The organism is Streptomyces sp. NPDC024555, assembly GCF_055559335.1.
This window is the reverse complement of sequence record NZ_JBVHKV010000021.1, coordinates 108047-134030: the sequence shown is the minus strand read 5'-3', so window position 1 is coordinate 134030 and position 25984 is coordinate 108047. Positions and strand designations below refer to the sequence as shown.

Sequence of the window (25984 nt, the reverse complement as noted above, 5' to 3'; positions counted from 1 at the left end):
GAGCCGTTCGCGTACTCCCGGGGGAGTACGGGCGATCGCCACGCCGGGCGGACGCCTCCGGGACGGTGTGCGGTCTAGCGTGGCCGCCATGGACGACCAGCGGGCGGAGACGGGCGACGGGCCCCCGGGAGGACGGGGCAGAACGGCACACCGTCCTCCGTGGGCGAGGGGCCACCGGGGCGGCGGGGAGCCGCCGGGCTGGCTGACCGGTGGCCGCGACGGGGCGCGGGCCCGGCTGCCCTGGGTGTCCACGCTCCTGATCGGCGTCGTCGTCATGGTCGGCTCGACCGTCGCCGCGCACAGCCAGGAGGGCGAGAAGGTCCCGCTCGACCTCTTCGCCCGACTGCTCCTGCTCGCCTCCGTCGCGGTCCTGCTGTTCCGGCACCGCCGTCCGGTCGCGGTCGTCTTCGGCGCCTCGGCGGCGGCCACGGTCTATCTCGGCGCGGGCTATCCGTACGGGCCGGTCTTCCTGGCCGTGGCGGTCGGCTGCTTCAGCGCCGTCGTCGCCGGGCACCGCCGCGCCGCCTGGTCGGCGGTGGCCATGGTGTGGGCGGGGCACATCCTCGTCGGCCACTGGCTCTACCGCTGGCTGCCGCCGGACGGTGACACCGCCCGGCCCTGGGGCCAGGAGGCCGGTGTCACCGCCTGGGTGGTGGCCATCGTGGCCGCCGCCGAGTTCGTCCGCGTACGCCGGGAGCAGTGGGCGGCGCAGCGCGTCGAGCGCGCCCGCGCGGAGCGGCGGCGGGCCGACGAGGAACGGCTGCGGATCGCCCGCGAACTGCACGACGTCCTCGCCCACAGCATCTCCGTCATCAACGTCCAGGCGGGCGTCGGCCTCGCCCTCATCGACACCGATCCCGAGCAGGCCCGCACCGCGCTGACGACCATCAAGGCCGCCAGCAAGGAGGCGCTCGGCGAGGTGCGGCAGGTCCTGGACACCCTGCGGACCCCCGGCGACGCCCCCCGGGCCCCCGCTCCCGGACTCGGCCGGCTGCCCGAACTCGTCGAACAGGCCGCGAGCACCGGCCTCACCGTCACCGTCACGACCGAGGGCGAACGGGGCACCGTGCCGCCGGGCGCGGACCTCGCCGCGTTCCGGATCGTCCAGGAGGCCCTGACCAACGTCGTCCGGCACTCCGGATCACGTACCGCCCGGGTCCTCGTCGGCTACGGACAGGACCGCATCCTGCTCCGTATCGACGACGACGGACCCGCCACCGGCACGGACGCGGGCGGCAGCGGCAACGGACTGGCCGGGATGCGGGAGCGGGCCGCGGCCCTGGGTGGCACGATCGAGGCGGGAACCGCACCCGGCGGAGGCTTCCGGGTCCGGGCCGAGCTCCCGCTGACCGGCGGCTTCGACGGCCCGGCGCACCGGAAGGGGACACCGTGATCCGCGTACTGCTCGCCGACGACCAACTGCTCGTCCGGGCGGGGTTCCGGGCCCTGCTGGACGCCCAGCCGGACATCGAGGTGGCCGGTGAGGCCGCCGACGGCGAGGAGGCGGTGCGCCTGGTGCGCGAGCTGCGCCCCGACACCGTCCTGATGGACATCCGGATGCCCCGTCTCGACGGCCTGGCCGCGACCCGCGCCATCACCGGGGACCCCGCGCTGGACCGGGTCAGGGTGGTCATGCTGACCACCTTCGAACTCGACGAGTACGTCTTCGAGGCGATCCGCTCCGGCGCCTCCGGCTTCCTCGTCAAGGACACCGAACCGGAGGAACTGCTGCGGGCCGTCCGCGCGGTCGTCGGGGGAGACGCCCTGCTCTCCCCGGGCGTCACCCGTCGGCTGATCGCCGAGTTCGCGGCCCGCTCCAAGGAGCCCGTCGCCGCCTCTCTCGGCGAACTGACCGAGCGGGAACGGGAGGTGATGGCACTCGTCGGCATGGGGCTCTCCAACGAGGAGATCGCCCGGCGCCTGGTCGTCAGCCCGCTGACCGCGAAGACCCACGTCAGCCGCACCATGGTGAAGCTCGGCGCCCGCGACCGGGCCCAACTGGTCGTCCTCGCCTACGAGTCCGGGCTGGTGCGGCCCGGCTGGATGGGCTGATCCCCGGGAGGTGTCCGCCCCTTCCCCGTGGAGGAAGGGGCGCGTCCGCCGATCTCGCGCTCGGTTCCCCGGCGCCCGAAGCGCAGCAGCACGTCGACGACCCGGCCGAGGAAGACCACCCCGGCCGTGCACGCCGCGACCCTCACCAGTCCGGAGCCGGCCCGGCCCGAGGCGAGGAACGCGGGGGCGCAGACCGCGGCGAACGCCACCCCCGCCAGCAGGGCGGCGGTGACCACCGCGAAGACGATCTCGACGGTCATCGCGTCACGTTCCGCCCGGTCGCGGTCTCCCATCCCCGTAGTGTCACAGCCGGGGTGCCGGGCGGACAAGGCGCCCGGTCAGATGGCCGAGTGCTCCTGCCAGAGCCGGACGAGGTCCGTGTCACCGGTCGCGGGCAGGACGTCGAGCGGGGCCCGGTTCCACAGGGCGAGGTAGAGCTGTCCGGCGGTGGCGGCCACCTCGCAGTCCGCCGGAGCCGCGTGCTCCGCCCGGTCCTCCGTCGCGTCCAGGCGCACGGCGGCCGGGGGTTCGGCGGTCAGCCGGACGTCCCAGACCGCGCCGGTGTCCGTGGTGCGCACGCGCAGGGTGCGCGGAAGGTCGGTGCGCACCCTGCTCCGCTCGCGGGCGTGGAAGCCGCGCAGCAGTTCGTCTATGCCGTCCTCGGCGTGGGCGGGTGCCACCGGGGCCGGCGGCCGGCCGAGCGCGGACTCGGCGTCGAAGCGGTGGACCCTCGTCTCGTGCGCCTGGCGGCGGGCCCAGAAGGCCAGCGGGGAGGGGGCCGGGAGGAAGGTCCAGCACTCCAGGTCCTCCGGAGCGTTCTCCAGCGCGGTGACCAGGTTCCGGTGTCCGGCGCGGAAGCGCTCGACGAGCGCGGTGCCGTCGAGCTCCGGCACCTCGGTCTCGGGGACGTAGGAGCGGTGGCCCTCGGTCACGAAGGCAGTGGCCCAGCGGTGGACCGCCGCGGTGTGGTCGAGCAGATCGCGCACCCGCCAGCCGGGGCAGGTCGGTACGGGCGCCCCGGTCCCCGCCTCCTCGGCCGCGTCGGCCATCAACCGGCCCTCGGCGGAAAGGGATTCGATGTGCTCCATGATCTTCATGGCTCGGATTGTGCCAGGGGCGCGCGGTGCGGGGACGAGGTTTTTCCGCCCCCGCACCGCGGGCACGAGCGGTGCCGGGGGGCCGTCCGACCGTTCCCGTCGTTCGCCCGGAGGGCGGGCCGGGCGGCGTCGGGTGCGGCGAGGGTGCGTGCATGGCGTCGCCCGGCAGACGGGAAGGGTCGACAGTCCCTAGGCGGCCGTCCCGGAGCCGGACGCGTGGCGGGCGCCGTAGCCGAGCGCGGCGGCCGCCAGGGCCAGTACGGCGACCGTGGTGAGCGCCGCGGGCAGCGAGAACCAGTCGGCGAGGAAGCCGATGGCGGGCGGTCCCAGCAGCATGCCGCCGTAGCCGAGCGTGGAGGCCGCGGCCACCCCGCCGGGACCGGCCAGTTCACCGGCCCTGCCGACCGCCACCGGGAAGATGTTGGCCAGGCCGAGCCCGGTCACCGCGAACCCGGCGAGCGCGAGCCACGCGGTCGGGGCGAGCGAGCCGAGCAGCATGCCGGCCGCCGCGGTGCCCCCGCCGACGACCAGGGTGCGGGTCTGGCCCAGCCGTTCGAGCAGCGCGGTGCCGCTGAGCCGGCCGGCCGTCATGGCCAGCGCGAACAGCGAGTAGCCGGCCGCAGCGACCCCGGGATGGGCGTCCAGGTCCTGTTCCAGATGGAGCGCGCCCCAGTCGGCCAGTGCGCCCTCGCCGTACGCCGTGCAGAGCGCGATCACGCCGAACAGGAGCACCAGGCGGCGCGTCCGTCCGGTCAGGGGCGAGGAGGAGGCGGGCCCGTGGGCCGAGCTGTCGCGCAGCGGGGTCCCCGAGGGGTGGCGCAGCAGGACCGGGCCCGCGAGGGCCGTGACCAGCAGGCCGACGGCCGTCAGGCAGAGCAGGTGCGCGGAGGGGGAGAGCCCGCCCGCGACCAGCCCGCCGAGCCCCGCGCCGATCATGCCGCCGAGGCTGAACGCGGCGTGGAAGCTGGGCATGACGGGCCGTCGCAGGGCGGCGACCAGGTCGACGGCGGCGCTGTTCATCGCCACGTTCATGGCGCCGTACGCGCCGCCGAAGACCAGGAGGACCAGCCCCAGTGCGAGCGCCGAGTGGGTGCGGGCGGGCAGGGCGATGCTCAGCGACAGCAGGACGCCGCAGACCACGGTCACCGGATGGCTGCCGAACCGGCGGCACAGCCGCCCGGTCAGCATCATGGTGATCACGGCACCGGCGGAGACGCCGAGCAGCGCGAGGCCGAGGGTGGAGGCCGAGGCGCCGGTCTGCTGCTTGATGGCCGGGATACGGACCACCCAGCCGGCGAAGAGGAACCCGTCGAGGGCGAAGAACACGGTCAGCGCGGTACGGAGGCGTGTCGACGAAGGTGGGGCGATGGTGTCGCCCGGTCCCCCCGGCAGTGCCGTCCGCAGTTTGTTTAGTTGCGGCACAAACTCAGGATAGGGGTCCGCGGGCCATGGGCGCAAGACGGCCGCCGGCCCGTGCCCGCAAGGGATCCGGGGCCGCCGGTCCGCCTCGTGGAGTGCGGTGGTACGGGGGAGCGCGGCGGCGCAACGGCGCCCGCGCGACCTCCGGATCATGGGAGACTCGCCCCCATGAACGGCAAGGTGACCACCACCCGGACGAAGTTGGAGAGGGGCCGCAGCGCGCTCGGGCCCGCGCTGGAGCTGGTCCACACCGGACGCGCGCCCACCCGCGCCGTCCTCACCTCCGAGCTCGGTGTCACCCGGGCCACCGCGGGCGCCGTCGCCGCGGAGCTGGAGGCGCTCGGCCTGATCCGCGTCGACTCCAGCCCCGGTTCGGCGGCCGGTTCGCAGGGCCGCCCCTCGCACCGGCTGGCGGTGCGCGAGTCCGGTCCGGTGGCCGTCGCCGCGCAGGTCCACGCCGACGGATTCCGGGCCGCGCTCGTCGGACTGGGCGGCCGGCTCATCGCGACCGCCCCCGGCTGCGTCACCATCACCGCCGACCCCGCACAGGTCATCGGTGCCGTCGTCGACGACTGCGCGCGGCTGCTCCGCGACAGCGGACTGCGCTGTGTCGGCGCCGGTCTCGCCGTGCCGTCGGCGGTCGCCGAGCCGGAGGGAACGGCGCTCAACCCGCTGCACATCGCCTGGCCCGCCGGCGCCCCGGTCCGCGAGATCTTCGCCACCTGCGTCCGCGAAGCGGGCATCACCGGCCCCGCGTTCACCGGAAACGACGTCAACCTCGCCGCGCTCGCCGAACACCGCCACGGCGCCGGACGCGGCGCCCAGCACCTGCTCTGCGTGGCCACCGGGCACCGCGGGGTCGGCGGCGCCCTGGTCCTGGACGGCCGCCTGCACACCGGGAGTTCGGGGCTCGCGCTGGAGGTCGGCCATCTCACCGTCAACCCCGAGGGCCGCCCCTGCCACTGCGGCGGCCGGGGCTGCCTCGACGTCGAGACCGACCCGCTGGCCTTCCTCACCGCCGCGGGCCGCGCACCGGGCCCCGAGGAGTCCCTCCTCAAGCAGTCCGGTGACCTGCTGCGCAACGAGTACGCCGACCCGGCGGTCCGCGCCGCCGCCGAGGAACTGATCGACCGGCTGGGCCTCGGGCTCGCCGGACTCGTCAACATCCTCAACCCCGACCGCATCATCCTCGGCGGACTGCACCGCGCGCTGCTCGACGCCGACCCCGAACGGCTGCGCGCCGTCGTCGCCGACCGCAGCCTGTGGGGCCGCAGCGGCAGCGTCCCGATCCTGCCCTGCACCCTGGACCACAACAGCCTCGTCGGCGCGGCGGAGCTGGCCTGGCAGCCGGTGCTGGACGACCCCCTGGCCGCCCTGGCCCAGACCGTGTGACGCTCAGGCCGCGGGGGCCTCGAAGGCGAACGCCCGCGCCGGGTTGGCGACCAGGATCCGGTCCACGGTGTCCGCGCCCAGCACCTGGGTGAGCCGGGGCCGCAGCCGGCGCAGCAGGTGAGGCATGCCCGGGGTCTCCGGCACCGTGGTGTCGCCGCCCAGCAGCAGCTGCCCGGCGAAGCCGTCGCCGGCGAGCGCCGCCAGTTCCTCCGGCAGCCGCCAGTCCGTCGCGTGGTGGGCCCGTGACGGGCCGTCGAAGGCGAGGAACGCCCCGGAGCGGGCCGCCTCCCGCTGCGCCGGCAGGTCGGGGGAGCGGCCGAGATGGCCGAGCACCACCCGGTGCGGCGGCACGCCGAGCGTGCCGCACAGCAGCTCCAGCACATCGAGGGCGGCCGTGCCCAGCTCCAGGTGGACGGCGATCGGGGCGCCGGTGCGGTGATGCGCCTCGGCCGCCGCCGTCATGGTGAGACGGGCGTGCGCGTCCACCGTGTGGAAGGCCCCGGCGACCTTGACGAGCCCGGCCCGGACGGAGGTCGCGCCGATGCCCTCGGTCAGCTCGGAGACGAACAGGTCCGCCAGACCGTCCCGCACCCGGCCGACCAGTCCGGCCGGGTAGTGCACGGCCTGGTGCAGGCCCGTCGCCGCCACCACGTGCGTCCCGGTCGACCGCGACAGCTCCGCCAGCAGAGCGGCCCGGCGCCCCATCCCGTACGGCGTCCACTGGACCACGGTCCGGCCGCCGAGTCCGTGGAACGCGCGCAGCCGTGCGTCCGCCGCCACGGGGTCGTCCAGCTCCTGGCCGGGGAGCACGGGGCTGCGCAGGAACAGGTGGTCGTGGGCGTCGCACACCCCGAGCGCGTCCGGCGGGACGTCGCCGAGCACGGTCCGCACCACCGTCCGCGCACCGGCCGTCGCGGCGGAGCCCGGCCCGGCGGCTACCACTGGCGTCCGGCACGCAGCCGGTCGCGTTCGGGGCGGTTGGTCCGCAGCACCTGGTAGCGCTCGCCCGGTTCCGGCGGCGGACGGTCCCAGAGCGTGAAGTGGACCAGCTCCCAGTGGCGGGGGTCGGCGACCAGCGCGGTGGCGACCGCGCCGGGCGTCCCGGCCAGGCGCCGGCTCTCCTCCAGGGCCCGTTCGACCGCGTCCGCCGGGGCGGCCGACGGGTCCACGGCCGACCGCAGCCGGGTGGCCGTCCGGGGCTCGACGGCGGACGCCGGGCCCTCCGCGTACGCCAGACCGGTCCAGTGCTGCACCGCCGGACGTCCGAAGTCCCGCACGATGCCCTGGAATCCGGGCCCCCAGAGGAACGCGTTCATCCCCTCGGGGCGGGTCCACAGATAGAAGGGGGCGTACTGGTTGACGGGGGAGTCCGCACCGCGTTCCCGGATCAGATAGGCCTTGATGCCGAGCCCGTCGAAGTCGTCCAGGAGGTGCCCCCGGGTCGCCACCCGGTCGCGGACGACGTCCATGTCGTAGTCGGCGGGAAGGGTGATCTCGTACTGCATCGCGTGCATCGCGGCGGCCTCAGCTCGACGGGTACGTGGGGACGGCGGCGTCGCCGTGCCAGTGGATGGTGGACCCGTCCTCGGCCGCCTCGACGACGGCGAGATGGGTCATGAACGTGTGCGGGGTCGCACCGTGCCAGTGCCACTCGTCCGGTTCGATCCACACGGTGTCACCCGCCCGGATGCGCTCGGGCGGCGCGCCCCGGCGCTGCACCAGCCCCTCGCCCTCCGTGACGTGGAGGACCTGGCCGTGCGGATGGGTGTGCCAGCCGGTGTGGCCGCCGGGGGCGAAGTGCACGCTGAACATCCGGATCCGGGAGGGCGGCGCGGGCTCGGCCACCACGTCGAGCCAGACCGTGCCGTTGAACTGCGCCGCCGGACCGGCCTGGGTGGCGGGGCGGTTTCTGGTGAGCTGCATGTGCGGGGAACTCCTGGAGAGGTGAGGTGCGGAGAAGGGGTCAGCCGGTGCGCGGGGCGAGCAGGGCGAGCAGCCCCCGCACGGCGGCGTCGAAGGCGTCCGTCGAGCCGGAGGCGCGGGCCAGGACGTAGCCGCCCTGCACGGTGGCGACGACGGCCGCGGCGATCTCCTCGGGCACCGGGTCCCGGTCGAACTCGCCGCCGTCCAGCCCCTCCTGGACGATCGCGGCCAGCCGGCCGCGCAGCCAGGCGAGCGTCTCGTCGACGGGGGCCCGCAGTTCGTCGTTCGCGATGATGTCCGGATCCATGGTCAGCCGCCCCACCGGGCACCCGCGCAGCACATCGCGCTCGCGCAGCAGATAGCCGGAGATCCGCTCGTACGCCGATCCGGGCCCGTCCAGCGAGCGTGCCGCCGTCGCCCGCATCTCCTCCGCCGTCCGGCGGATCGCGGCGAGCGCCAGATCGGGCTTGCCGGCGAAGTGGTGGTACATGCTGCCCTGGCCGGCGCCCGCCATCTGCTGGATCGCCTTGGGGCTGGTGCCCACATAGCCCCGTTCCCACAGCAGTGCGCGGGTGGCCTCGACGAGTCGGTCCGAAGTGCTCATGGCGACACTGTACATACTAGTTGGTACAGAAACCAGGGAGTGCGGCCCGGCGGCCGGCTACTCCCGAGGGGGTACGCGGACGGCCGCCGGGCGGACGACGACGCGGCACCCGGGGCGGAGGCAGGCTCGGTGACAAGGGAAAACCTCCCTCCGTACCGTGACCCGAGGAGCTGACCGAGATGAACACCCTGGCCTATTCCGGCGGACCCGGACCCTGGGTCCTGCTCTTCCCGCTCGTCTGGGCGGCCGTCGTCGTCGCCGTCGTCACGGTCCTGCGCCGCACGGTGTGGCGCGGCCGCCGCGGCCCCTGGCAGGGCCGCGCCGTGGCGGGCGGCCCCGGTGAACCCTCACCGATCGCCCTGCTCGGCAAGCGCTTCGCCGCCGGGGAGATCGACGAGGACGAGTACTGGCGCCGGCTCTCCGTCCTGGACGAGAGGTTCGGCCCCCGCGACGGGGGCGGCCGCGGCTGACCGCCTCCCGCCCTCGGGCGGAACGCTTGCGGGGCGCCCCGAGCGGGGCGCCCCGCAAGGGGTGCGGTTCAGCCGACGACCACCGACCGGGCCGCCGAAGCCGGAACGGTCTCGGGCGCCGTCAGGCCGGTGAGGTCGAAGGGCCCGTCGGTCGTCGCCCCGTACAGGGCGTGCGGCGCCGACGTGACCAGCGGGGACGGAGTCGGCAGGGTGAACCAGACGACCTTCCCCGCGCCGCCCCGGGGGCGGACGCCCCAGCTCTCGCTGACGGCGGCGATCAGGGCCAGGCCGCGCCCCGACGTACTGGACTCGCTCGCCTCGCGCACCGTCGGCAGCCGGGGGTCGTGGTCGTGGACGGACACCGTCAGCCGTTCGAGCAGCAACTCGACCTCGACGGTGCACGTCTTGTCCGGCTGCGCGTGCCGGTGGACGTTGGTCAGGAGTTCGGTGACGCCGAGGGCTGCCTGGTCGATCAAGGGATCGAGATGCCAGAAGCGCAACTGCGCCGAGATGATTCTGCGGACCTGACCGATCCGCGACGGCAGGGCCTGGAGCTCCACCGTGCAGTGCCTGCTTGGCTCGCTGATCACGGCTGCGACTCCCCGAAGTAGTCCGGAAGAAGACGAAGGAACGGATCCAGCAGATGGCTGGCCGCTGCGGGCGGCCGGCGACGCGGTCTCGCTGTCACCGCCGGTCGACCTTGAGTGACGTGACTCCAATGTCACCCCGCGTCGGTGACCCCGCAACTCGCGGTGGCCCCACGGCCCCGCTCCGTCAGCCCGGCACGCCGCGCGCCCGCCGCACCGCCTCCAGGAAACGCCCCACGGCCCCCGCCTCGTCGGGCTTGTCCGCGCGCCGGGGCATCGTCAGCCGGTACCGCCTCCCGTTGACCCGCGCCACCGTGGCGTCCTGCCCCGCGAACCAGGGGCGACCGGCGCTGACCGTCCCCGCCGGGGCGCTGTCGATCTCCCGCCCGTAACTGGTCAGGAGGGACACCCGGCCGTCCTTCACGGTGACCTGACCGGCCCGGGTGACCGAACGCGCCCACCGGTCTATGCGGACACCCGTCTCACTGAACTCCGCTTCGCGCACGGCCCCTTCGCCCCCTTCGTCTCTCCCCTGGAGGGAGTCTGCCCAGCGCACGCCGGATCCACCAGGGCGCATCGGGACGGACACCCACCTTCCGGACGGCCGGGCCGCCCGCGACGCCAAGGCAGGGCTATGGACCATCAAAGTCAACGTTTGTGCAGGTGGGGGGCATATCGTGGGCCCCGCCGGGACCGGCCGTACGAGGAGAGGCGCGCTGATGAACACGAGTGAGCACGAGCACGGCGGCGAGGCCGCGGCGACCATCGACATCGATCGCACGGACCCGGAGTACCGGGCCTGGCTGAAGGAGGCCGTCCGCAAGGTCCAGGCCGACGCCAACCGCTCCGCCGACACCCACCTCCTGCTCTTCCCGCTCCCCGCGAGCTGGGGCATCGACCTCTACCTCAAGGACGAGTCGACGCACCCCACCGGCAGCCTCAAGCACCGGCTGGCCCGCTCGCTGTTCCTCTACGGGCTCTGCAACGGCTGGATCCGGCCCGGCAAGCCGGTGATCGAGGCGTCCAGCGGTTCGACCGCCGTCTCCGAGGCGTACTTCGCCAAGCTGATCGGCGTCCCGTTCGTCGCCGTGATGCCGCGCACCACCAGCCCCGAGAAGTGCCGGCTCATCGAATTCCACGGCGGGCGCTGCCACTTCGTCGACGACTCGCGCACGATGTACGAGGAGTCCGCCCGGCTCGCCGCGGAGACCGGCGGCCACTACATGGACCAGTTCACCTACGCCGAGCGGGCCACGGACTGGCGGGGCAACAACAACATCGCGGAGTCCGTCTACCAGCAGCTGCGGCTGGAGCGCTATCCGGAACCGGCCTGGATCGTCGCCACCGCCGGCACCGGCGGCACCTCCGCGACCATCGCGCGGTACGTGCACTACATGCAGTTCGACACCCGCATCTGCGTCCCCGACCCCGAGAACTCCTGCTTCTTCGACGGCTGGACCCACCACGACCCGCACGCCACCAGCGACTGCGGGTCCCGCATCGAGGGCATCGGACGGCCCCGGATGGAGCCCAGCTTCGTGCCCGGGGCCATCGACCGGATGATGAAGGTGCCGGACGCGGCGAGCGTCGCGGCCGTACGCGCCCTGGAACGGGCCATCGGACGCAAGGCCGGCGGCTCCACCGGAACCGGGCTGTGGAGCGCCTTCACCCTGGTCGCGGAGATGCTCGCCGAGGGCCGCACCGGCAGCGTCGTCACGCTGATCTGCGACCCGGGCGACCGCTATCTCGACAAGTACTACTCCGACTCCTGGCTGGCCTCCCAGGGCCTGGACATCGAGCCGTACACCCGGACCGTCGACCGCTTCCTGGCCACCGGCGCGTGGCCCGGCCCGGCGCGCACCACCGGCTGACGACCCGGCGGCTCCGTGCCGCACGCGCCGTGGCGTGCGGCAGGGCCCGGACCCGGGCTCAGGCCGCCGACGACGCGAGCCGCCGGTCGAGCCGCCGCACCGCGTCCCGGAACGAGCGCCCCACCACGGACCGCCCCCGGCCGAGAACGAAGCGGAACACCGGGGAGCCGCCGGCGGCGAACGTCCACTGCACCCGGGTGCCGCTCCCCGCGGGCGTCAGCCGCCACTCCTCCACCAGGGCGTGCAGCCCCGGGGCGTTGGACCGGTCGATCCGGTACGCGTAGCGCTCACCCGGTTCGGCGGCCACGATCGTCTCCGCGAACGTGATCCCGCCCTGGAGCCGCACCTCGCGCCCCGCCCCGCCGTCCGTCGGGACCGCCTTCGTGACCTGGGTGAACCAGCGGGGCCAGCCCTCCACATCGTCCGCCAGGGCGCGGTACACGACGTCCGGCGGAGCGGACACCTCGGCGGCGAACACCAGCCGCAGGGGAGCGGACTCGACGAAATCGAGTCCGACGGGGCGAAGCAGGCGTGCCATGGAACGCACCTCCCGTGCGGTCGGCGGCGGACGGGCCGCGCACACCATAGCGGGCGCACCGGCAGAAGTCGCCGTACGCGGCACGGCGGACCGGCCGGCGCCCCGCGCGCGGCCCACCCGACCGGGGCCGGACCGGGCTGCGCGGACCGGCTCAGCGCGTGTGCGGCGGCCGGTCGAGCACCGAGTCGAGAACCCGGCCGAAGACCCGTCCCCCCGCGCGGACGACCAGCGGATCCGCCCAGCGCGGCAGCAGCCGCACCCGCATTTCCTCCACCCACACCACACGGGAACCGGAACGGGTCGGATACACGTCGATGGCGGCCCGGCCCAGCACCACCCGGCCCCGCTTCTCCAGCAGGCACATCCCCGCGCGCCCGCCGGCCGGCGGCGACCACCGCACCACTTCCATCGGATCGTCGAACCCCAGCGGTCCCAGGCCGGTACGCGCCACGAACACGGTGCCGGTCCGCGTCGGCCGCCCGTCGGGCACGCTGATCGTCGTCAGCGGGACCTGGGCGGCGTGCCGTTCCCAGTCCGTCACCCGGCGCCAGGCCTCGGCGGCGGGCAGCGGGGTGCATCGCTCGATACGGAAGACGGCCACCCGACGATCCTAGGACGTCACAGCCCCCGCGCGCGCTGACCGGAACCCGCGCCCGGCTCCGCCCCGCAGTCCGACGCTACGGCGCGGCGGGCGCGTCGCCGGACGACCGGCCCGCCACCACCAGCCCCGGCAGCCGCTCCTCGATCTCCGCGCGGGCCCCCTCGGACAGCCCGGCGTCCGTGACGAAGGTGTGCACCTGGTCCAGCGTGGCGAACGAACTCAGCCCCACCGTCCCCCACTTGGTGTGGTCCGCGACCACCACCACCCGCCGGGCCGACTGCACGAACCGCCGGTTGGTCTCCGCCTCCGCCAGATTCGGCGTGGACAGACCGCCCTCCACGGAGATCCCGTGCACACCGAGGAACAGCACGTCGAAGTGGAGCGAGGCGATCGCCCGGTCCGCCACCGGACCCACCAGCGAGTCCGACGGGGTGCGCACCCCACCGGTGAGCACCACGGTCGCCGCACCGGGCCGGGCCCCCGACGATCCCGGCCGCTGCGCGGCGTGGAACACGTCCGCGACCCGCACCGAGTTGGTCACCACCGTCAGATCGGGCACGTCCAGCAACTGCTGGGCCAGGGCGTACGTCGTGGTCCCGCCGGAGAGCGCGAGGGCACTGCCCGGCACCGCCATCGCGGCGGCGGCCCGCGCGATGTCCTCCTTGGCCGTCAGCTCCAGCGCCGACTTGGCCTCGAAACCGGGCTCGTGCGTACTGGCCTCGACCACGGGCACGGCGCCGCCGTGGACCTTCTCCACCACACCCTGACGGGCCAGTGCGTCCAGGTCCCGGCGCACGGTCATGTCGGAGACGCTCAGTTTCCGGGTCAACTCGTTGACCCGGACGCCACCCCGCCTGCGCACCTCGTCGAGGATGAGCGCACGCCGCTGCTCGGCGAGCAGATTCTGATGGTCGCTCAACGGGTCCGATCCCTTCCGTAGGCCGTGCCGGGGACCGCTCATCCTGCCACGCGGTGTCGGCGCACGCCGCACCGGGGAGAATCCCCGAGAGCGCTGCGCGCACCCGGCCCCGTCCCCCACTCTGGTGACCGGGCATCAGCCGCGCCCCTCCGGGCCCTCATCCGAGAGCGAGTCATCTCCGTGCCATCTGTCACCCACGCCCCGCAGAACGACGGCCCCGCACTGGAACTGCTGGTCCACGGCGTGGGCGGCGCCACCCCGCAGGAGATGCTCGTCGATCCGCGCACCGTCCGGATCACCGGCGACGCCACCGCGGCCATCTACCGCCGCTCCGGCGACGCCGACGCGGAGGACCACCCGGACCGCTACCGGGACCGCCCGATCCCCGAGGCCTACTGCTGGTCCAACCTCACCTCGGGCAACGGCTCCCGCGCCCTGTGGCTGCTGCTCCTGCCGTTCATGGTGATCAACCTCGCGCACTGGATGCGCCCCGCGGCCCGCCGCCGCCCCCGCGCGATCCGGCTCTACGGCGTCCTCGTCCGGCTCGTCGCCCTGAGCCTCACCGTGCTGCTCACCGCCGCCGCCTGCGAGGTGGCGCTCGACCTCACCGCCTGGCAGTGCGCGGGCGTCCCGGCCTGCTCCGACCAGCGCTCGTGGCTCGGATTCCTGTCCACCGCGCAGGGCGGCTGGTGGTCCCAGCCGGGCCGCAGGCTCGCACTCGCGGCCCTGCTGCCGGCCGCCCTGGTGGGCCTGCTCTGGTATCTGTCCAACCGCACCTGGAGCGCCTACGAGTCGCAGCGGCCGCTCGACGGGACCGACCCGGACGAGGACACCGCCCCGGCGGCCCCGGCGGACCCCGCCCCCGTCGTGCGACCGGTCCTCGGCCGCCCCGGATTCTGGTACGGACGGCGCCTCGTCGCCCGGCTGCGCGCCGCCCACACCGCCGCGGGCTTCCTCACCGTGACGGCCTCCGTCGCCGGTGCGGCGGCCCGCCGCGACCGCGCGGTCGACGGTGCCGTGCCCGCGCTGTACGGCCGGCTGATCGAGGCCGCGCTCGTCCTCGGGATGCTCGTCGTCCTCTGGGTGGTGTGCCGGCGCGGCCGCAGCGAACGGCGCCTGGACAACCGGCTCGACCGCGCCCTCGTCACCTGGCTCCCCGCCGCCTCCCTGCTCCTGCTCGCCCTCGCCCTGCTGCACGCCGGCTGGTCGCGCCCCGGCTGGGTCTCCACCGGCGCGCTCCCCGGCGACGTCACCTTCCGCGTCGTCACCCTCGCCCAGGGGGCCCTCGTCGTGGCCCTGGCCGCCGTCTCGCTCGACCTGTACCGCCGCAGCCCCGAACCGCGCACCGTGATGCGCGGACTCGGCGGCCCCGCCGTCGCGATGCTCGCCTGCGCGCTCGGCGGGGTGATGACGGGCGGCATCGCCCAGCGGGTCGCGGACTGGCTGGACGGGCCCGGCACCCCCGGCATGGGCCGCAGCTCCGTCATCGAGGGCCCCCCGGTGCTCCTCAGCTGGCAGGCCTCCGTCATCCCGGTCCTGCTGCTCCTGCTCCTGGTCCCCGGACTCGTCCTCGGTCTGCGCACCTACCGCGCCGCCCGCCGGCTGGAGCCGGTCATCGGTACGGAGTACGCGGGGGAGCGCCCCGACGCCGCACGGACCCGGCAGATCGCCCGGATCCGCGCCACCGCCGCCCTCACCGACTCCGCCCCCGGCATGCTCGGCCTGGTCTCCGCCGCCACCCTGCTGCTCGGCGCGGGAGCCGTCGCCGGGGCCTGGGCCAGCGGACAGGTCCCCGGGCTCGCGCTGGAGGGCGGCAGCGCCTTCGTCGAGTCGCTGGCCGAGGCGGCGCAGTCCACCGGCTCCTGGCTGATCGGCTTCGGCTTCCTGGTCTTCGTCGCCTGCGGGCGGCGCGCCTACCGGGACGCCTCGGCCCGCCGCACCATCGGCATCCTCTGGGACGTCGGCACCTTCTGGCCGCGCGCCGCGCACCCGTTCGCCCCGCCCTGCTACGCCGAGCGGGCCGTGCCCGACCTGGCCTCGCGGATGTCCGGCTGGACCGCGCGGACCCGGGGCCGGCTCGTCATCTCCGGACACTCCCAGGGCAGCGTGCTGGCCGCCTCGGCGGTCTGGCAACTCCCCGCCGCGACCCGGGCCCGGGTCGCCCTGCTCACCTACGGCTCCCCGATCGAGCGGCTCTACGGACGCTGGTTCCCCGCCTACTTCGGCCCCGCCCAGCTCCACGGACTGCACCGCTCCGTGCACTGCTGGCGCAACCTCTGGCGGGCCACCGACCCGATCGGCGGCCCGGTCCGCCTCGGCGAGGAGTCCGGCCCCGAGGTCGACCGAGGCCCGCTCAGGGACCCGCTCGTCTACGGACGCACCCCCGAACACCCGCTGCCCGAACCGGTGCTCGGCCACTCCGACTACCAGGCCGACCCCGTCTTCGCCGAGGAGCGGGCCGCCCTCCTGGAGCGCCTGGTCCCGGTGGTGCCCCGCCAGGCGGAGCAACCGGGCCGGGACGTCAGGGAAGTTCCGGAAGGTCTTCCGGATACAGCAGGGTGAGATCGTCCGTGCTCGCGTCGGCGAGCTGGGCGACCCGGCCCGCGTGCCGCTCGACCATCGACTCGAAGGTCTGGCGCGCCGTGCGCCCGTTGCCGAACGCAGGGCCCTTGGGAAGCTCCGTGAAGTACTTCAGCAGCGCCTCCCCGGTGCCCGGCGCCAGGCTGTACTCCTGCTCCTCGGACTGCTGCTCCACGATCCGCAGCAGCTCGTCCGGCTCGTAGTCGCTGAAGGTGATGGTCCGGGAGAACCGGGACGCCACCCCGGGGTTGACGGTCAGGAACCGCTCCATCTCGTGGGTGTAGCCGGCGACGATGACGACGACCGCGTCACGGTGGTCCTCCATCAGCTTCACCAGGGTGTCGATCGCCTCGCGGCCGAAGTCCCGGCCCGAGTCCTCGGGCGACAGCGCGTACGCCTCGTCGACGAACAGCACCCCGCCGCGCGCCCGGTCGAACGCCTCCTGGGTGCGGATGGCCGTCGAGCCGATGTGCTCCCCGACCAGGTCGACGCGGGACACCTCGACGAGATGGCCCCGCTCCAGCACCCCGAGCGACGCCAGGATCTCGCCGTACAGCCGGGCGACCGTCGTCTTCCCGGTGCCGGGGGAGCCGGTGAAGACGAGATGGCGGCGGACCGACGCCGCCTTCAGCCCCGCCTGCCGGCGCCGGCGCCCCACCTCGATCATGTCGGTGAGCGCCCGGACCTCGCGCTTGACGCTGTCCAGCCCGACCAGCGCGTCGAGTTCGCCGAGCACCGCGTCGGAGGTGCGGGACGGCTCGGCGGGCGCCGCGGCCGCCTCCACGACCGGGGGCGTGGCCCTCGGTGCGGGCACCGAGCCCAGCAGCCCGGGGGAGGACTGGGTGGCCGTCATCACCGCGGGCGGCGGGGCGGGGGTGGTGCGCAGTCCGCTCTCGTCGCTCGTGCAGTCCTCGACGACCGGGCCGCCGGACGTGCCGTCCCCGTGGCCGCCGCCCTCGGCGAACTCGTATCCGCCGCGCGCGCACCGCTCGGTGCGGCAGCGCCGCAGCGTGGTTCGGCAGCCGTCCATCACATGGAAGCCGTATCCCTCACTGCCCGTCACCCGGCAGCCGTGGAAGGTGCCCCGCCCCTCCGCCGACACATAGAAGCCGGCCTCGGCGGGGGAGGTGACCGTGCAGCGCTCGATCGTCGGGTCGGCGCCCTTGGTGACGATCACCCCGGTCTGCGCGGCGTCGATGGTGCAGTTGTTCAGCGTGCCGCCGCTGCCGTGGTCGCGGAACCAGGCGCCCGTGGACGCCTCCCGGATCCGGCAGTCGTCGAGCTGGGCGGTCGCCCCGTCGCTGACGGAGACCGCCGTGTTGCGGACCTGGGTCAGATCGCTGTCCACGACATCGGCGCGCGAGCCCCGGTCGAGCACGAACAGCGCGTCCGGCACGTCGTGGACCCGGCAGGAGTCCAGTATCACCGTGGCCCCGTCGCTGACCCAGACCGCCGGATAGTCACCGGTGGAGTCGTGGATCTCGCACTGGTTGGCGTCGACCCGGGTGCCCGGGTCCCAGACCGAGAGACCGTTGCGGCCGAACCGCCGCACCGTCGAGCGCGTCAGCGTCAGCACCGAACGCGACCGCAGGTCCACCGCGTTCTCCGGGACGTCGTGGATGTCGCAGTCCGCCAGGGTGAGCACCGCGTCCGTGTCCAGGGTGACACCGTCCGACGAGGTGCGGTGCACGGTGCAGTCGGTCAGATGGGCACCCGCGCGCGCCGACACCTGTATCCCGCTGCCCTTGATCTCGTACACCTCGCAGCCCAGCGCCTCCAGCGCGCTGCCCTCACCGGTGACCGACAGGCCCGCGCCCGAGGCGTGGTGGACCCGGCAGCGGTCCAGCCGGGGGTGCGCCCCGTCGCGCACGGAGACACCGGCCTGCCCGGCCGAGACGACCTCGCACTCCTCGAAGACACCGCCCGCGCCGTCGAGCACGGCGATGCCGACCCCCGCCGGATTGTCGACCGTGCACCGGCGGACCGTGGGCCGGGCCGCGCCGCGCACCTCGACCCCGGCGGCCGACCGCGTCACGATCCGCAGATCGGACAGCTCCGGCGTCCCGTCCTCGATCAGCAGCGCCGGGGACGCCACGTCCTGGCCCTCCACGTGCAGGTCCTGGACGACGGCGGAGGCGCGCACGGTCAGCGGCACGCCGTCCGCGGGCGCGATCCGCACCGAACCGACCGAGCCCTCCGGCCCGCGCAGCGTCACCGCGCGGGCGATGACCAGATTCTCCCGGTACGTACCCGGCGCGACGGTGAGCACGTCACCGTCCGCCGCCGCCTCCAGAGCCGCGGTGAGGGAGGCGTACTCGCCTGTGCGGCGCCGCCACCGCGATGTGCCGGTGTGCGTCACCTGGACCGTGCCCTGTGCCATGGCGCTGTTGTGCCCCCACCTCGTGCGTGTGTGATGCCCCCTGCCACCGCCTCGCGGCAGCGACCGACCGGGGGTCCGCCCACCGGTGTCACGGGCGGGCCGGTCCACCGTAGCGCGCGCGGAGGGCGGGAGTTGACCCGATCAGGAGGTCTTCGTTCCGCGAGGTGGACGGACCCCGCTAACTCCCGGTCCCCGTTCTGCCCCAGTCCGGCCCGACCTCGGCCCAGGCCCGGTCCAGTCGCGCGTACCGCAGACGGGTCATGTGCCGGACGATCAGCCGCCGGCCGCCCTCGACGCACAGCGCGGCGAGCAGGGCCCCGCCGATTCCGGCCAGGACCGCGTTCGTGTGCGCGGTCGCGGTGTCCATGGGGCGCGACACGAGACGGCCCGCCCGGTCCGTCCAGATCCGCACCCGCGACCCGGCCTCCGTGTCGCGCGACACCGTCCGCACGGTGGCGACCCGTGCCGTCCCGTCGGGGGCCTTCCAGCGGGCCACCACCGGCGTCTGCGCGCGGCTGTCCGCGCCGGACTCGGAGTCGGTGACCAGCTGCCGGGGCGCCACCCGCCGCACCACGACGGCGGTGGTGGCCCGCCGCTCGGCGCGCTGCGCCCGGACCGCGTCCAGGAGGGCGCCGTCGGCGCGCGCCCCGCACAGCCAGCCGACCACCGGTGCCCCCACCACCAGCAGCAGGAACGCGACCAGAGCCACCCACGCCTCGCGCCTGTCCGTGGCGCGGCGCAGGGGGTTGTGCCGCCAACGCCAGACTCCCGTGAGCGCTCGCACAGTCCTGCACCCCCCTTCCGTATCCGTCTTAACCCGGTACGGTGCGGCCCGCGCGCCCGGGGACGGAAGAGAGAGCAAGCTCACGCCGCCCAACAGCGCGCGCACCGGCGGGGGTTCCCGGCCGGAGGCGTCCGTTTCAGGCCAGGATCCGGAGCGGGTCGCCGACCCGGACGACACCGGTGGTGTCGGGGACGAGGTTCAGCCCGAAACGCAGTTCGCCGTCCGTTCTGCGGTGACGGGCCAGGGTACGGAGCGGTTCGGTGCCGCGCCGGGCGGTGTGCTGGTCGGTCGTCGTCACGACACAGCGGGCGCTCGGCCGCGCCACCCGGAAGGTGACCTCCCCGATCGCGAGGCGGCGCCAGCCGTCCTCCGCCCAGGGCTCGGTCCCGGAGACCACGACGTTCGGCCGGAAACGGTCCATCGGCAGGGGTCCCTCGTCGGCCCGGTCGCCCTCCGCGACCAGTGCGTTCAGCGCGTCCAGCGAGGCGGTGGAGGTCAGCAGCAGCGGATAGCCGTCCGCCAGACTCACCGGCTCGCCCGGTCGCGCGTACACGGGATCGATGAAACGGCGCCGTTCCGGCGCGTCCAGATGGACCAGCCTGACCTCGGTGCCGAGGAAGGCCCCGAACCAGTCGTGGGCCTCCCGCGCCGCCTCGACGACATCGAGACGGCTGCGGTGCAGCCGCACCCGGACCGTCTCCCGCGGTTCCGGGACCTCCACGGTCAGGGCGGCGCTCCCCGGCGCGGCCAGCACGACTCCGCCGCCGGGCACGGGCTCGGCCGAGACCAGCGCCAGCCGGGGCCGCTGCCGCTGGGTGACCACCGTTCCCTCGGTGTCCACCAGCATCCAGCGGCGGTCGCCGCCGAGTCCCCATGGCTCGACGACGGCCTCCCCGACGGCGCACGCGGCCAGCGATTTGACCGGATGGACATGGACGGCGCTCAGGCCGGGAGCAGGCATGCCCCCATCCTGCCAGCCGCCACCGGGACGGCCCGCCCGTGCCCCGTACCTCCGCGGACGGGTGCTAGTAGCCCCGGCCGCCCTGGTACGGGCGGTTGTACGGGTCCTCGTACGGGGACTGCGCGGGCGCGGGCCGGGGCGCCGCCGGGCGCATCGACTCGTAGCCCGTCCCCGGCGCGGGACGCTGCTGCTGGTACGGCGGAGGGGACTGGTACCCGCCGCGGCTCGCCGCCGGCTGCTGCGGGATGTAGGGCGCCGGGGCGTGCTGCAGCTGGGCCGGCTGCATGGGCGCGTAGCTCTGCTGGGTCGCCGGCTGCGGGTAGCCGTACGACGGAGCGGGCTGGGAAGGGGCCGCGGGAAGCGCCGGCAGGGCCGACGGCAGCGCCGGCAGATAGCTGTTGCCGGTGTCGTACGCGGCGGGCACTCGGATCGGTGCGATCTGAGGCGTACCCCGCTCCGCGACCAGGGAGTCGTAGATGGGGGTGTCGGGGAAGGACGGCGCGGAGTAGTAGCCGCCGCCGTAGGTGGAGCGGGGGGAGGTCATGGCACCTAAGTTAAGCCCACGATGTGCGGATTGGGGAGTCCCAATCTCAGGCTCATCCGATTTACGCGGGTTCTCCCGTTCCGACCTGGCAAAACATCGTCCGGGAGATGGTTTGGGAGCGCGATCTACCCGCGCGTAGGCACGGCCCGCCCCCGGTGCCCGGAACCCGGTGTTCCGGGCGGTTTCCGGGCCCGGTGCCGAGGGGCGCGCCGCTCACTTCTTCCGTATCCCCTCGTTCCAGATCAGCGAGGCGATGTTCGGCTTCACCGCCGTGGTGACCACACCCATGGCGGCGCGGACGTGGTGCCGCTCCTCCAACTCGCGCAGCATGGCCGCCGCGAGGTCCCGGCGGGCGGTGAACACCCCGTCGGCGCTGGTGCGTTCGGTCCGGTAGTCCGTGACGACGGGGTGCTCGAAAAGGCCCGAGGGGCGGACCAGCGTCCAGTCGAGGCCGGTCGCTCCGATCACCTCCTCCATGCGGCGCATGTCCGCGTGCAGGGTGCGGCCCAGCCGCCGGTTCACCAGCGGATCGAGCACATGGTTGAAGAAGTGCGCGCCGGTGGGCCGCCAGTCGGGGTCGGCGACACTGGAGCTGACGGCCAGCAGCCGCTTCACGCCGTGGCGGGCCATGGCCTCGGTGATCGCCCCCGCGCTCGTCGAGTACAGGGTGATCGCCTCCTTGGAGAACCGCGCGCCGAGCGCGGAGAGGACCGCGTCCGTGCCGCGCACGGCGGCGTCGACCGCCGCGGGGTCGGTGGCGTCGGCCACGGCCTCGGTGAGTCCGGGCCGCGCCTCCAGGGAGCCGGGGCGGCGGGTCACGCCCACCACCTCGTGGCCGGCGGCGAGGGCCTGGTCGGTGAGGTGCCGGCCGGTGGGTCCGTTGGCACCGAAGACTGCGATACGCATGGCGGGGTTCGTCCTTCCGAGGGGTCGTCCTGACGCCCTTGACTCTGTCGATCACGCCACGCAGGCTCAACGCTGATGAATAACGCCGCCGTTGCCGCCGCCCCCGCCCGTCCCCGCGGCAGGCCGCCCGGCCGTCCGCCCACCCGCGCCGCGATCGTGTCCGCCGCCCGCGCGCTGTTCCTGGAGCGCGGCTACCGGGCGACGACCGTACGCGCCGTCGCGGGGGCCGCCGGGGTCGACGCGGCGCTGATCTCCTACCACTTCGGCTCCAAGAAGGGCCTGTTCGCCGAGGTGATGCAGGTGCGGTGCGCCGATGTGCTGGGCGTCGAGGAGGTCCTGGGCGGGGATCCGGCCGGTCTGCCCGGACGGCTCGTCGACGCGGTGACGGGGCTGTGGGAGGACCCCGACTTCCGGAGGCTGTCCGGGCTGGGCGGCGAGGGCGCGGAGGCGGTCCGGGAGTACCTGGAGACCGAACTGCTGGCCCGGCTCGTTGAATTCCTGGGCGGCCGCGACGCCACCGCCCGCGCCACGGCCGTCGTGACCGTCCTGGGCGGTCTCATCTACACCCGTTACGTGAATCCGCTGCCCACCCCGGCCGCGCTCACCCGGGACCAGACCCGCGCCGTCCTCGCGCCCGTCCTGCGCGCGGCCCTGGGCACCCGCCCGGCCCGCCCGGCCTCCGCCCCCGCGGGCCGGCGGCGCGGAGACCGCCCGCCACCGAGGTGACACCCCGGAGCGCGTCGGCTCGAACGACCTTTCGTCGAATTGCAAAATTCTGCAATTCACTACATGCTGTGTTCGCCGTATCCGCAAGTGATGCGGTGCGCCGACGGGGGCACCCCGGCGCGCCGAGGGCTGACGAAGGGGTCCGCGACCGTGCCGGTTCCGCTGTACCAGGCCAAGGCCGACTTCTTCCGGATGCTCGGACACCCCGTCCGGATAAGGGTTCTGGAGCTGCTGCAGAACGGCCCGATGCCCGTCCGGGACCTGCTGGCCGCGATCGAGGTGGAGCCCTCGGCGCTCTCCCAGCAACTGGCGGTGCTCCGCCGGTCCGGCATCGTCCACGCCACCCGCGAGGGTTCGACCGTCGTCTACGCCCTCGCCGGCGGCGATGTGGCCGAGCTGATGCGGGCCGCCCGCCGGATCCTCACCGAGATGCTGGCCGGGCAGAACGAACTCCTCGCCGAACTCCGCGGCGCCGAGGTCTCCGCGCCGTGAGCACCCCCGCCCTCCGGCCCGTGGCACGGGTCCGCGCCCTGCTGCCCACCCGCGCCGACCTCGGCGCGATGACCCGGAACCCGCGCCGGGACCTGCTCGCCGGACTCACCGTCGCCGTCGTCGCGCTGCCCCTCGCGCTGGGCTTCGGCGTCTCCTCCGGCCTCGGCGCCGAGGCCGGACTCGCCACCGCCGTGGTCGCGGGCGCCCTCGCCGCCCTCTTCGGCGGCTCCCACCTCCAGGTCTCCGGCCCGACCGGCGCCATGACCGTGGTGCTGCTGCCCATCGTGGCCGCGCACGGCCCCGGCGGCGTGCTCACCGTCGGACTGATGGCCGGTGTCCTGCTGATCGCGCTCGCGCTGCTCGGGGCCGGCCGCTTCATGCGCTACCTCCCCGCCCCGGTGGTCGAGGGCTTCACCCTCGGCATCGCCTGCGTCATCGCGCTCCAGCAGGTGCCGAACGCCCTCGGCGTGCCGAAACCCGAGGGCGACAAGGTCCTCCCCGTGACCTGGCACGCGGTGCAGGCGTTCGTACGGGCCCCCAACTGGACCGCCGTCGTCCTCGCCCTCGCCGTCGCCGCGGTGATGCTCGTCGGCGCCCGGCTGCGGCCCGCCGTCCCCTTCTCCGTCGTCGCGGTCGCCGCCGCCACGCTCGCCGCCCAGCTCCTCCACCTGGACGCGGCCGCCCCCATCGGCACCCTGCCCTCCGGACTGCCCGCCCCCTCCCTCGCCTTCCTGGAGCCGGCCGCGCTGCCCTCGCTGCTCGCCCCGGCCGTCGCCGTCGCGGCGCTCGCCGCCCTGGAGTCCCTGCTCTCGGCGACCGTCGCCGACGGGATGACGACCGGTCACCGGCACGACCCGGACCGGGAACTGTTCGGACAGGGCATCGCCAATCTCGCCGCCCCGCTCTTCGGCGGTGTCCCCGCCACGGCGGCCATCGCCCGTACCGCGGTCAACGTCCGGACCGGCGCGGGCTCCCGGCTCGCCGCCCTCACCCACGCCCTCGTCCTCGCGGTGATCGTCTTCGCCGCCGCGCCGCTCGTCTCGCGGATCCCGCTCGCCGCGCTCGCCGGAGTGCTCCTCGCCACCGCCGTCCGCATGGTCGAGGTCGGGGCCCTGCGGGCGATGGCCCGCGCGACCCGGCCGGACGCCGTCGTCCTGGTGCTGACCGCCGCCGCCACCCTCGTGCTCGACCTCGTCCTCGCGGTGATCATCGGCCTGGCCGTGGCGGGGGCGCTGGCGCTGCGGGCGGTCGCCCGGCAGACCCGCATGGAGCGGACCGAGGTCACGGCCGACCTCACCGGACCGCACAGCCCGGAGGAACACGCGCTGCTGGCCGAGCACATCGCCGCCTACCGCATCGAGGGACCGCTCTTCTTCGCGGGCGCCCCCCGCCTCCTGCCGGAACTCTCCGAGGTCGCCGGCGTCCGCGTGGTCGTCCTGCGGATGGCGGGGATCACCACCATGGACGCCACCGGAGCCCTCGCCCTCAAGGACGCGGTACGCGCGCTGCACCGGCGCGGGATCGCCGTGTTCGCCGCCGGGATCCGCCCCGCCCATCTGCCGGTCCTGGGCTCCGTCGGCGCCCTCGGACCGCTCCAGCGGGAGGGACCGGCGCACACCACCACGGGGGAGGCCGTCACCGCCGCGCGCGCCCATCTCCACCGGTCCGGACTGCTGCCCGCCGCACCCGTCACCGAGGAGGCCGTCCGGTGAGCCCCCGGCCCGACACCCTGCCCCTGCGGCACGTCCTGACCCTCCCGGCGATGGGCCCCGCCGTCCGGATCGCCCGCGAGACCACCGAACAGGTGCTGGCCGAATGGGGCATCAGCCGACGCCACCGCACCGTCGACCCGGCGCTGCTCATCCTGTCCGAGCTGGTCACCAACAGCGTCCGGCACGCCGCCTCGCACTCCCCGAACATCACCGTCCACTACGCGGCCGGCCGCCACACGTTCGCGTTCGCCGTCCACGACCGCCACCCGCACCGGCCCGCCCTCCTGACCGCCCTGCCACGCCCCGGGACCACCGGCGGCGGCCTCGGCACCGTCATGGAACTCACCCTCGGCCTCGGCGGCACCGCCGTCGTCCGCGGCGACGCCGACGGCGGCGGCAAGAGCATCTGGATCACCCTCCCGCTGTGAACCGCGGCGGCAGGACCACGTACGGCAACGCACAAGGCAAGGAACGACCATGAACGACACCACCGGGGCCCTGCCGCCCTGCCCCGAGTGCTCCGGCACCTACACCTACGAGTCGGGCGCGCTCCTCGTCTGCCCCGAATGCGGCCACGAATGGGCCCCGGCCGGCACGGAGTCCGGAGCACCGGCCGAGGACACGGCGATCCGCGACGCGGTCGGCAACGTCCTCGCCGACGGCGACACCGTCACCGTCGTCCGCACCCTGAAGGTGAAGGGCAGCCCGACCGGGATCAAGGCCGGCACCAAGGTGCGCAACATCCGCCTCGTCGACGGGGTGGACGGCCACGACATCGACTGCAAGGTCGACGGATTCGGCTCCATGCAGCTCAAGTCCAGCGTGGTCAAGAAGGCCTGAGCACCGGCCCGCCGCCCGCCCGTCCGGCACGCCCGGGGTCATGACGGGCGGGCGGAGGCGCGAGGATGTCCCCATGGAGAACGTTTCTGGGTGGACACGGCGCACCGCGCCCGTACGACGGCGGCCGTCCGGCACGCGGGCACGCACGGCGGGCGAGGAGCGGCAGCGGTGAGCACGCCCCTCTACCAGTTGAAGGCGGAGTTCTTCAAGACACTCGGTCACCCGGTCCGCATCCGGGTGCTGGAACTCCTCAGCAAGCGCGAGCACGCGGTCTCGGAGATGCTCACCGAGATCGGCGTCGAACCCGCCCACCTCTCCCAGCAACTGGCCGTGCTGCGCCGCGCCAACCTCGTGATCCAGCGCCGGGAGGGCTCCGCCGTCCTCTACTCCCTGGCCGACCCCCGGCTCGCGGAACTGCTGAGGGTCGCCCGGACCATCCTGTCCGGCGTCCTGGCCGGGCAGGCCGAACTCCTCGCCGATCTGGAGGCCGCCGACGGACCGGGCTCCTCCCGGCGGCGCGGCACGCGGTGACGGAGCGCGCACCGGGCCCCTCCCGGCGGGCGGGAGCGGCCCGCCGAGGCGCTAG

Annotated in this window: 28 protein-coding genes and 1 pseudogene; 12 read left to right on the top strand and 17 right to left on the bottom strand. The window is 74.6% G+C overall.

Annotation, left to right across the window (positions count from 1 at the left end; all coding sequences use genetic code 11):
* Positions 1–88: 88 nt before the first annotated feature.
* On the top strand, positions 89–1393 hold the full coding sequence (locus tag ACZ4FH_RS30590) for a sensor histidine kinase (RefSeq protein ID WP_467308994.1): 1305 nt from the start codon (positions 89–91) through the stop codon (positions 1391–1393).
* Positions 1390–2052, top strand: coding sequence for a response regulator (locus ACZ4FH_RS30585; protein ID WP_467308992.1), 663 nt, complete (start codon positions 1390–1392; stop codon positions 2050–2052). Before ACZ4FH_RS30590 ends, ACZ4FH_RS30585 begins: the two co-directional genes overlap by 4 nt.
* On the opposite strand, the gene ACZ4FH_RS30580 is transcribed toward ACZ4FH_RS30585, so the two are convergent.
* The 3 genes from ACZ4FH_RS30580 to ACZ4FH_RS30570 form a co-directional block, all read right to left on the bottom strand.
* Positions 2013–2345: a DUF6332 family protein gene (locus tag ACZ4FH_RS30580; RefSeq protein WP_467308991.1), complete on the bottom strand. Its 333-nt coding sequence runs from the start codon at positions 2343–2345 to the stop codon at positions 2013–2015. The two genes, ACZ4FH_RS30585 and ACZ4FH_RS30580, sit on opposite strands and share 40 nt — an antisense overlap.
* A gap of 45 nt (positions 2346–2390) precedes the next feature.
* On the bottom strand, positions 2391–3149 hold the full coding sequence (locus ACZ4FH_RS30575; RefSeq protein WP_467308989.1) for a maleylpyruvate isomerase family mycothiol-dependent enzyme: 759 nt from the start codon (positions 3147–3149) through the stop codon (positions 2391–2393).
* Positions 3150–3338: 189 nt separating this feature from the next.
* Complete coding sequence (locus ACZ4FH_RS30570) at positions 3339–4571, bottom strand: MFS transporter (protein ID WP_467308988.1); 1233 nt, start codon at positions 4569–4571, stop codon at positions 3339–3341.
* A gap of 165 nt (positions 4572–4736) precedes the next feature.
* Here ACZ4FH_RS30570 and ACZ4FH_RS30565 point away from each other — a divergent pair, with 165 nt between their 5' ends.
* Positions 4737–5960 (top strand): ROK family protein, encoded by a 1224-nt coding sequence (locus ACZ4FH_RS30565; RefSeq protein WP_383634390.1) that lies wholly within the window; start codon positions 4737–4739, stop codon positions 5958–5960.
* Positions 5961–5963: 3 nt separating this feature from the next.
* On the opposite strand, the gene ACZ4FH_RS30560 is transcribed toward ACZ4FH_RS30565, so the two are convergent.
* The 4 genes from ACZ4FH_RS30560 to ACZ4FH_RS30545 are packed head-to-tail and all read right to left on the bottom strand — an operon-like array spanning position 5964 to position 8487.
* Positions 5964–6851, bottom strand: a complete 888-nt coding sequence (locus tag ACZ4FH_RS30560; RefSeq protein WP_467309031.1) for a phosphotriesterase family protein — start codon at positions 6849–6851, stop codon at positions 5964–5966.
* A 44-nt stretch (positions 6852–6895) separates the two neighbouring features.
* Positions 6896–7474, bottom strand: coding sequence for a DUF4865 family protein (locus ACZ4FH_RS30555; protein WP_467308985.1), 579 nt, complete (start codon positions 7472–7474; stop codon positions 6896–6898).
* Positions 7475–7484: 10 nt separating this feature from the next.
* Positions 7485–7883: a (R)-mandelonitrile lyase gene (locus ACZ4FH_RS30550; RefSeq protein ID WP_467308984.1), complete on the bottom strand. Its 399-nt coding sequence runs from the start codon at positions 7881–7883 to the stop codon at positions 7485–7487.
* 40 nt (positions 7884–7923) lie between these two features.
* Positions 7924–8487: a TetR/AcrR family transcriptional regulator gene (locus ACZ4FH_RS30545; protein ID WP_467308983.1), complete on the bottom strand. Its 564-nt coding sequence runs from the start codon at positions 8485–8487 to the stop codon at positions 7924–7926.
* A gap of 179 nt (positions 8488–8666) precedes the next feature.
* Between ACZ4FH_RS30545 and ACZ4FH_RS30540 the strand changes: the two genes are divergently transcribed.
* Positions 8667–8957 (top strand): SHOCT domain-containing protein, encoded by a 291-nt coding sequence (locus ACZ4FH_RS30540; protein WP_467308981.1) that lies wholly within the window; start codon positions 8667–8669, stop codon positions 8955–8957.
* 68 nt (positions 8958–9025) lie between these two features.
* Here the strand turns inward: ACZ4FH_RS30540 and ACZ4FH_RS30535 are convergent, their stop codons facing one another.
* Positions 9026–9547: an ATP-binding protein gene (locus ACZ4FH_RS30535; RefSeq protein ID WP_467308979.1), complete on the bottom strand. Its 522-nt coding sequence runs from the start codon at positions 9545–9547 to the stop codon at positions 9026–9028.
* Between the two features lie 184 nt (positions 9548–9731).
* Entirely contained in the window at positions 9732–10049 is a 318-nt protein-coding gene (locus ACZ4FH_RS30530; RefSeq protein ID WP_467308978.1) for a hypothetical protein, read from the bottom strand.
* A gap of 214 nt (positions 10050–10263) precedes the next feature.
* Between ACZ4FH_RS30530 and cds1 the strand changes: the two genes are divergently transcribed.
* Complete coding sequence (gene cds1 / locus ACZ4FH_RS30525) at positions 10264–11415, top strand: L-cysteine desulfhydrase Cds1 (protein WP_467308977.1); 1152 nt, start codon at positions 10264–10266, stop codon at positions 11413–11415.
* Positions 11416–11473: 58 nt separating this feature from the next.
* Here cds1 and ACZ4FH_RS30520 read toward each other — a convergent pair whose 3' ends face one another.
* From ACZ4FH_RS30520 to ACZ4FH_RS30510, 3 genes are all read right to left on the bottom strand, one after another.
* Positions 11474–11953, bottom strand: coding sequence for an SRPBCC family protein (locus tag ACZ4FH_RS30520; protein WP_467308976.1), 480 nt, complete (start codon positions 11951–11953; stop codon positions 11474–11476).
* A gap of 151 nt (positions 11954–12104) precedes the next feature.
* Positions 12105–12554, bottom strand: coding sequence for an SRPBCC family protein (locus ACZ4FH_RS30515; RefSeq protein WP_467308974.1), 450 nt, complete (start codon positions 12552–12554; stop codon positions 12105–12107).
* A gap of 76 nt (positions 12555–12630) precedes the next feature.
* The gene (locus ACZ4FH_RS30510) at positions 12631–13473 is read right to left on the bottom strand and encodes a DeoR/GlpR family DNA-binding transcription regulator (RefSeq protein ID WP_467308973.1); all 843 of its coding nucleotides are present in this window, start codon (positions 13471–13473) and stop codon (positions 12631–12633) included.
* A 267-nt stretch (positions 13474–13740) separates the two neighbouring features.
* Between ACZ4FH_RS30510 and ACZ4FH_RS30505 the strand changes: the two are divergent.
* Positions 13741–16022, top strand: a pseudogene (locus ACZ4FH_RS30505) (hypothetical protein); the annotation flags it as partial.
* On the opposite strand, the gene ACZ4FH_RS30500 reads toward ACZ4FH_RS30505, so the two are convergent.
* From ACZ4FH_RS30500 to ACZ4FH_RS30480, 5 genes are all read right to left on the bottom strand, one after another.
* Complete coding sequence (locus tag ACZ4FH_RS30500; protein ID WP_467308972.1) at positions 15995–18433, bottom strand: right-handed parallel beta-helix repeat-containing protein; 2439 nt, start codon at positions 18431–18433, stop codon at positions 15995–15997. The pseudogene ACZ4FH_RS30505 and the gene ACZ4FH_RS30500 overlap by 28 nt on opposite strands.
* Before the next feature lie 178 nt (positions 18434–18611).
* The gene (locus ACZ4FH_RS30495) at positions 18612–19217 is read right to left on the bottom strand and encodes an Rv1733c family protein (RefSeq protein ID WP_467308970.1); all 606 of its coding nucleotides are present in this window, start codon (positions 19215–19217) and stop codon (positions 18612–18614) included.
* Between the two features lie 136 nt (positions 19218–19353).
* Positions 19354–20178, bottom strand: a complete 825-nt coding sequence (locus ACZ4FH_RS30490; RefSeq protein ID WP_467308968.1) for an MOSC domain-containing protein — start codon at positions 20176–20178, stop codon at positions 19354–19356.
* Positions 20179–20242: 64 nt separating this feature from the next.
* On the bottom strand, positions 20243–20722 hold the full coding sequence (locus tag ACZ4FH_RS30485; protein WP_467308966.1) for a DUF6643 family protein: 480 nt from the start codon (positions 20720–20722) through the stop codon (positions 20243–20245).
* A gap of 213 nt (positions 20723–20935) precedes the next feature.
* Complete coding sequence (locus ACZ4FH_RS30480) at positions 20936–21628, bottom strand: NAD(P)-dependent oxidoreductase (protein ID WP_467308964.1); 693 nt, start codon at positions 21626–21628, stop codon at positions 20936–20938.
* Positions 21629–21703: 75 nt separating this feature from the next.
* Between ACZ4FH_RS30480 and ACZ4FH_RS30475 the strand changes: the two genes are divergently transcribed.
* The 6 genes from ACZ4FH_RS30475 (at position 21704) to ACZ4FH_RS30450 (ending at position 25929) form a co-directional block, all read left to right on the top strand.
* The gene (locus ACZ4FH_RS30475; protein ID WP_383634359.1) at positions 21704–22354 is read left to right on the top strand and encodes a TetR/AcrR family transcriptional regulator; all 651 of its coding nucleotides are present in this window, start codon (positions 21704–21706) and stop codon (positions 22352–22354) included.
* Between the two features lie 150 nt (positions 22355–22504).
* Positions 22505–22846: an ArsR/SmtB family transcription factor gene (locus ACZ4FH_RS30470; RefSeq protein ID WP_383634357.1), complete on the top strand. Its 342-nt coding sequence runs from the start codon at positions 22505–22507 to the stop codon at positions 22844–22846.
* 68 nt (positions 22847–22914) lie between these two features.
* Entirely contained in the window at positions 22915–24558 is a 1644-nt protein-coding gene (locus ACZ4FH_RS30465; RefSeq protein ID WP_467309029.1) for a SulP family inorganic anion transporter, read from the top strand.
* Positions 24559–24608: 50 nt separating this feature from the next.
* A complete protein-coding gene (locus tag ACZ4FH_RS30460; protein ID WP_467309028.1) occupies positions 24609–24986 on the top strand; it encodes an ATP-binding protein in 378 nt (125 codons plus the stop codon).
* Between the two features lie 49 nt (positions 24987–25035).
* Positions 25036–25398, top strand: coding sequence for a zinc ribbon domain-containing protein YjdM (locus ACZ4FH_RS30455; protein ID WP_467308962.1), 363 nt, complete (start codon positions 25036–25038; stop codon positions 25396–25398).
* A gap of 168 nt (positions 25399–25566) precedes the next feature.
* Positions 25567–25929 carry an ArsR/SmtB family transcription factor gene (locus tag ACZ4FH_RS30450; protein ID WP_467308961.1) on the top strand — a complete coding sequence of 121 codons (363 nt, stop codon included), beginning with the start codon at positions 25567–25569 and terminating at the stop codon, positions 25927–25929.
* Positions 25930–25984 lie beyond the last annotated feature (55 nt).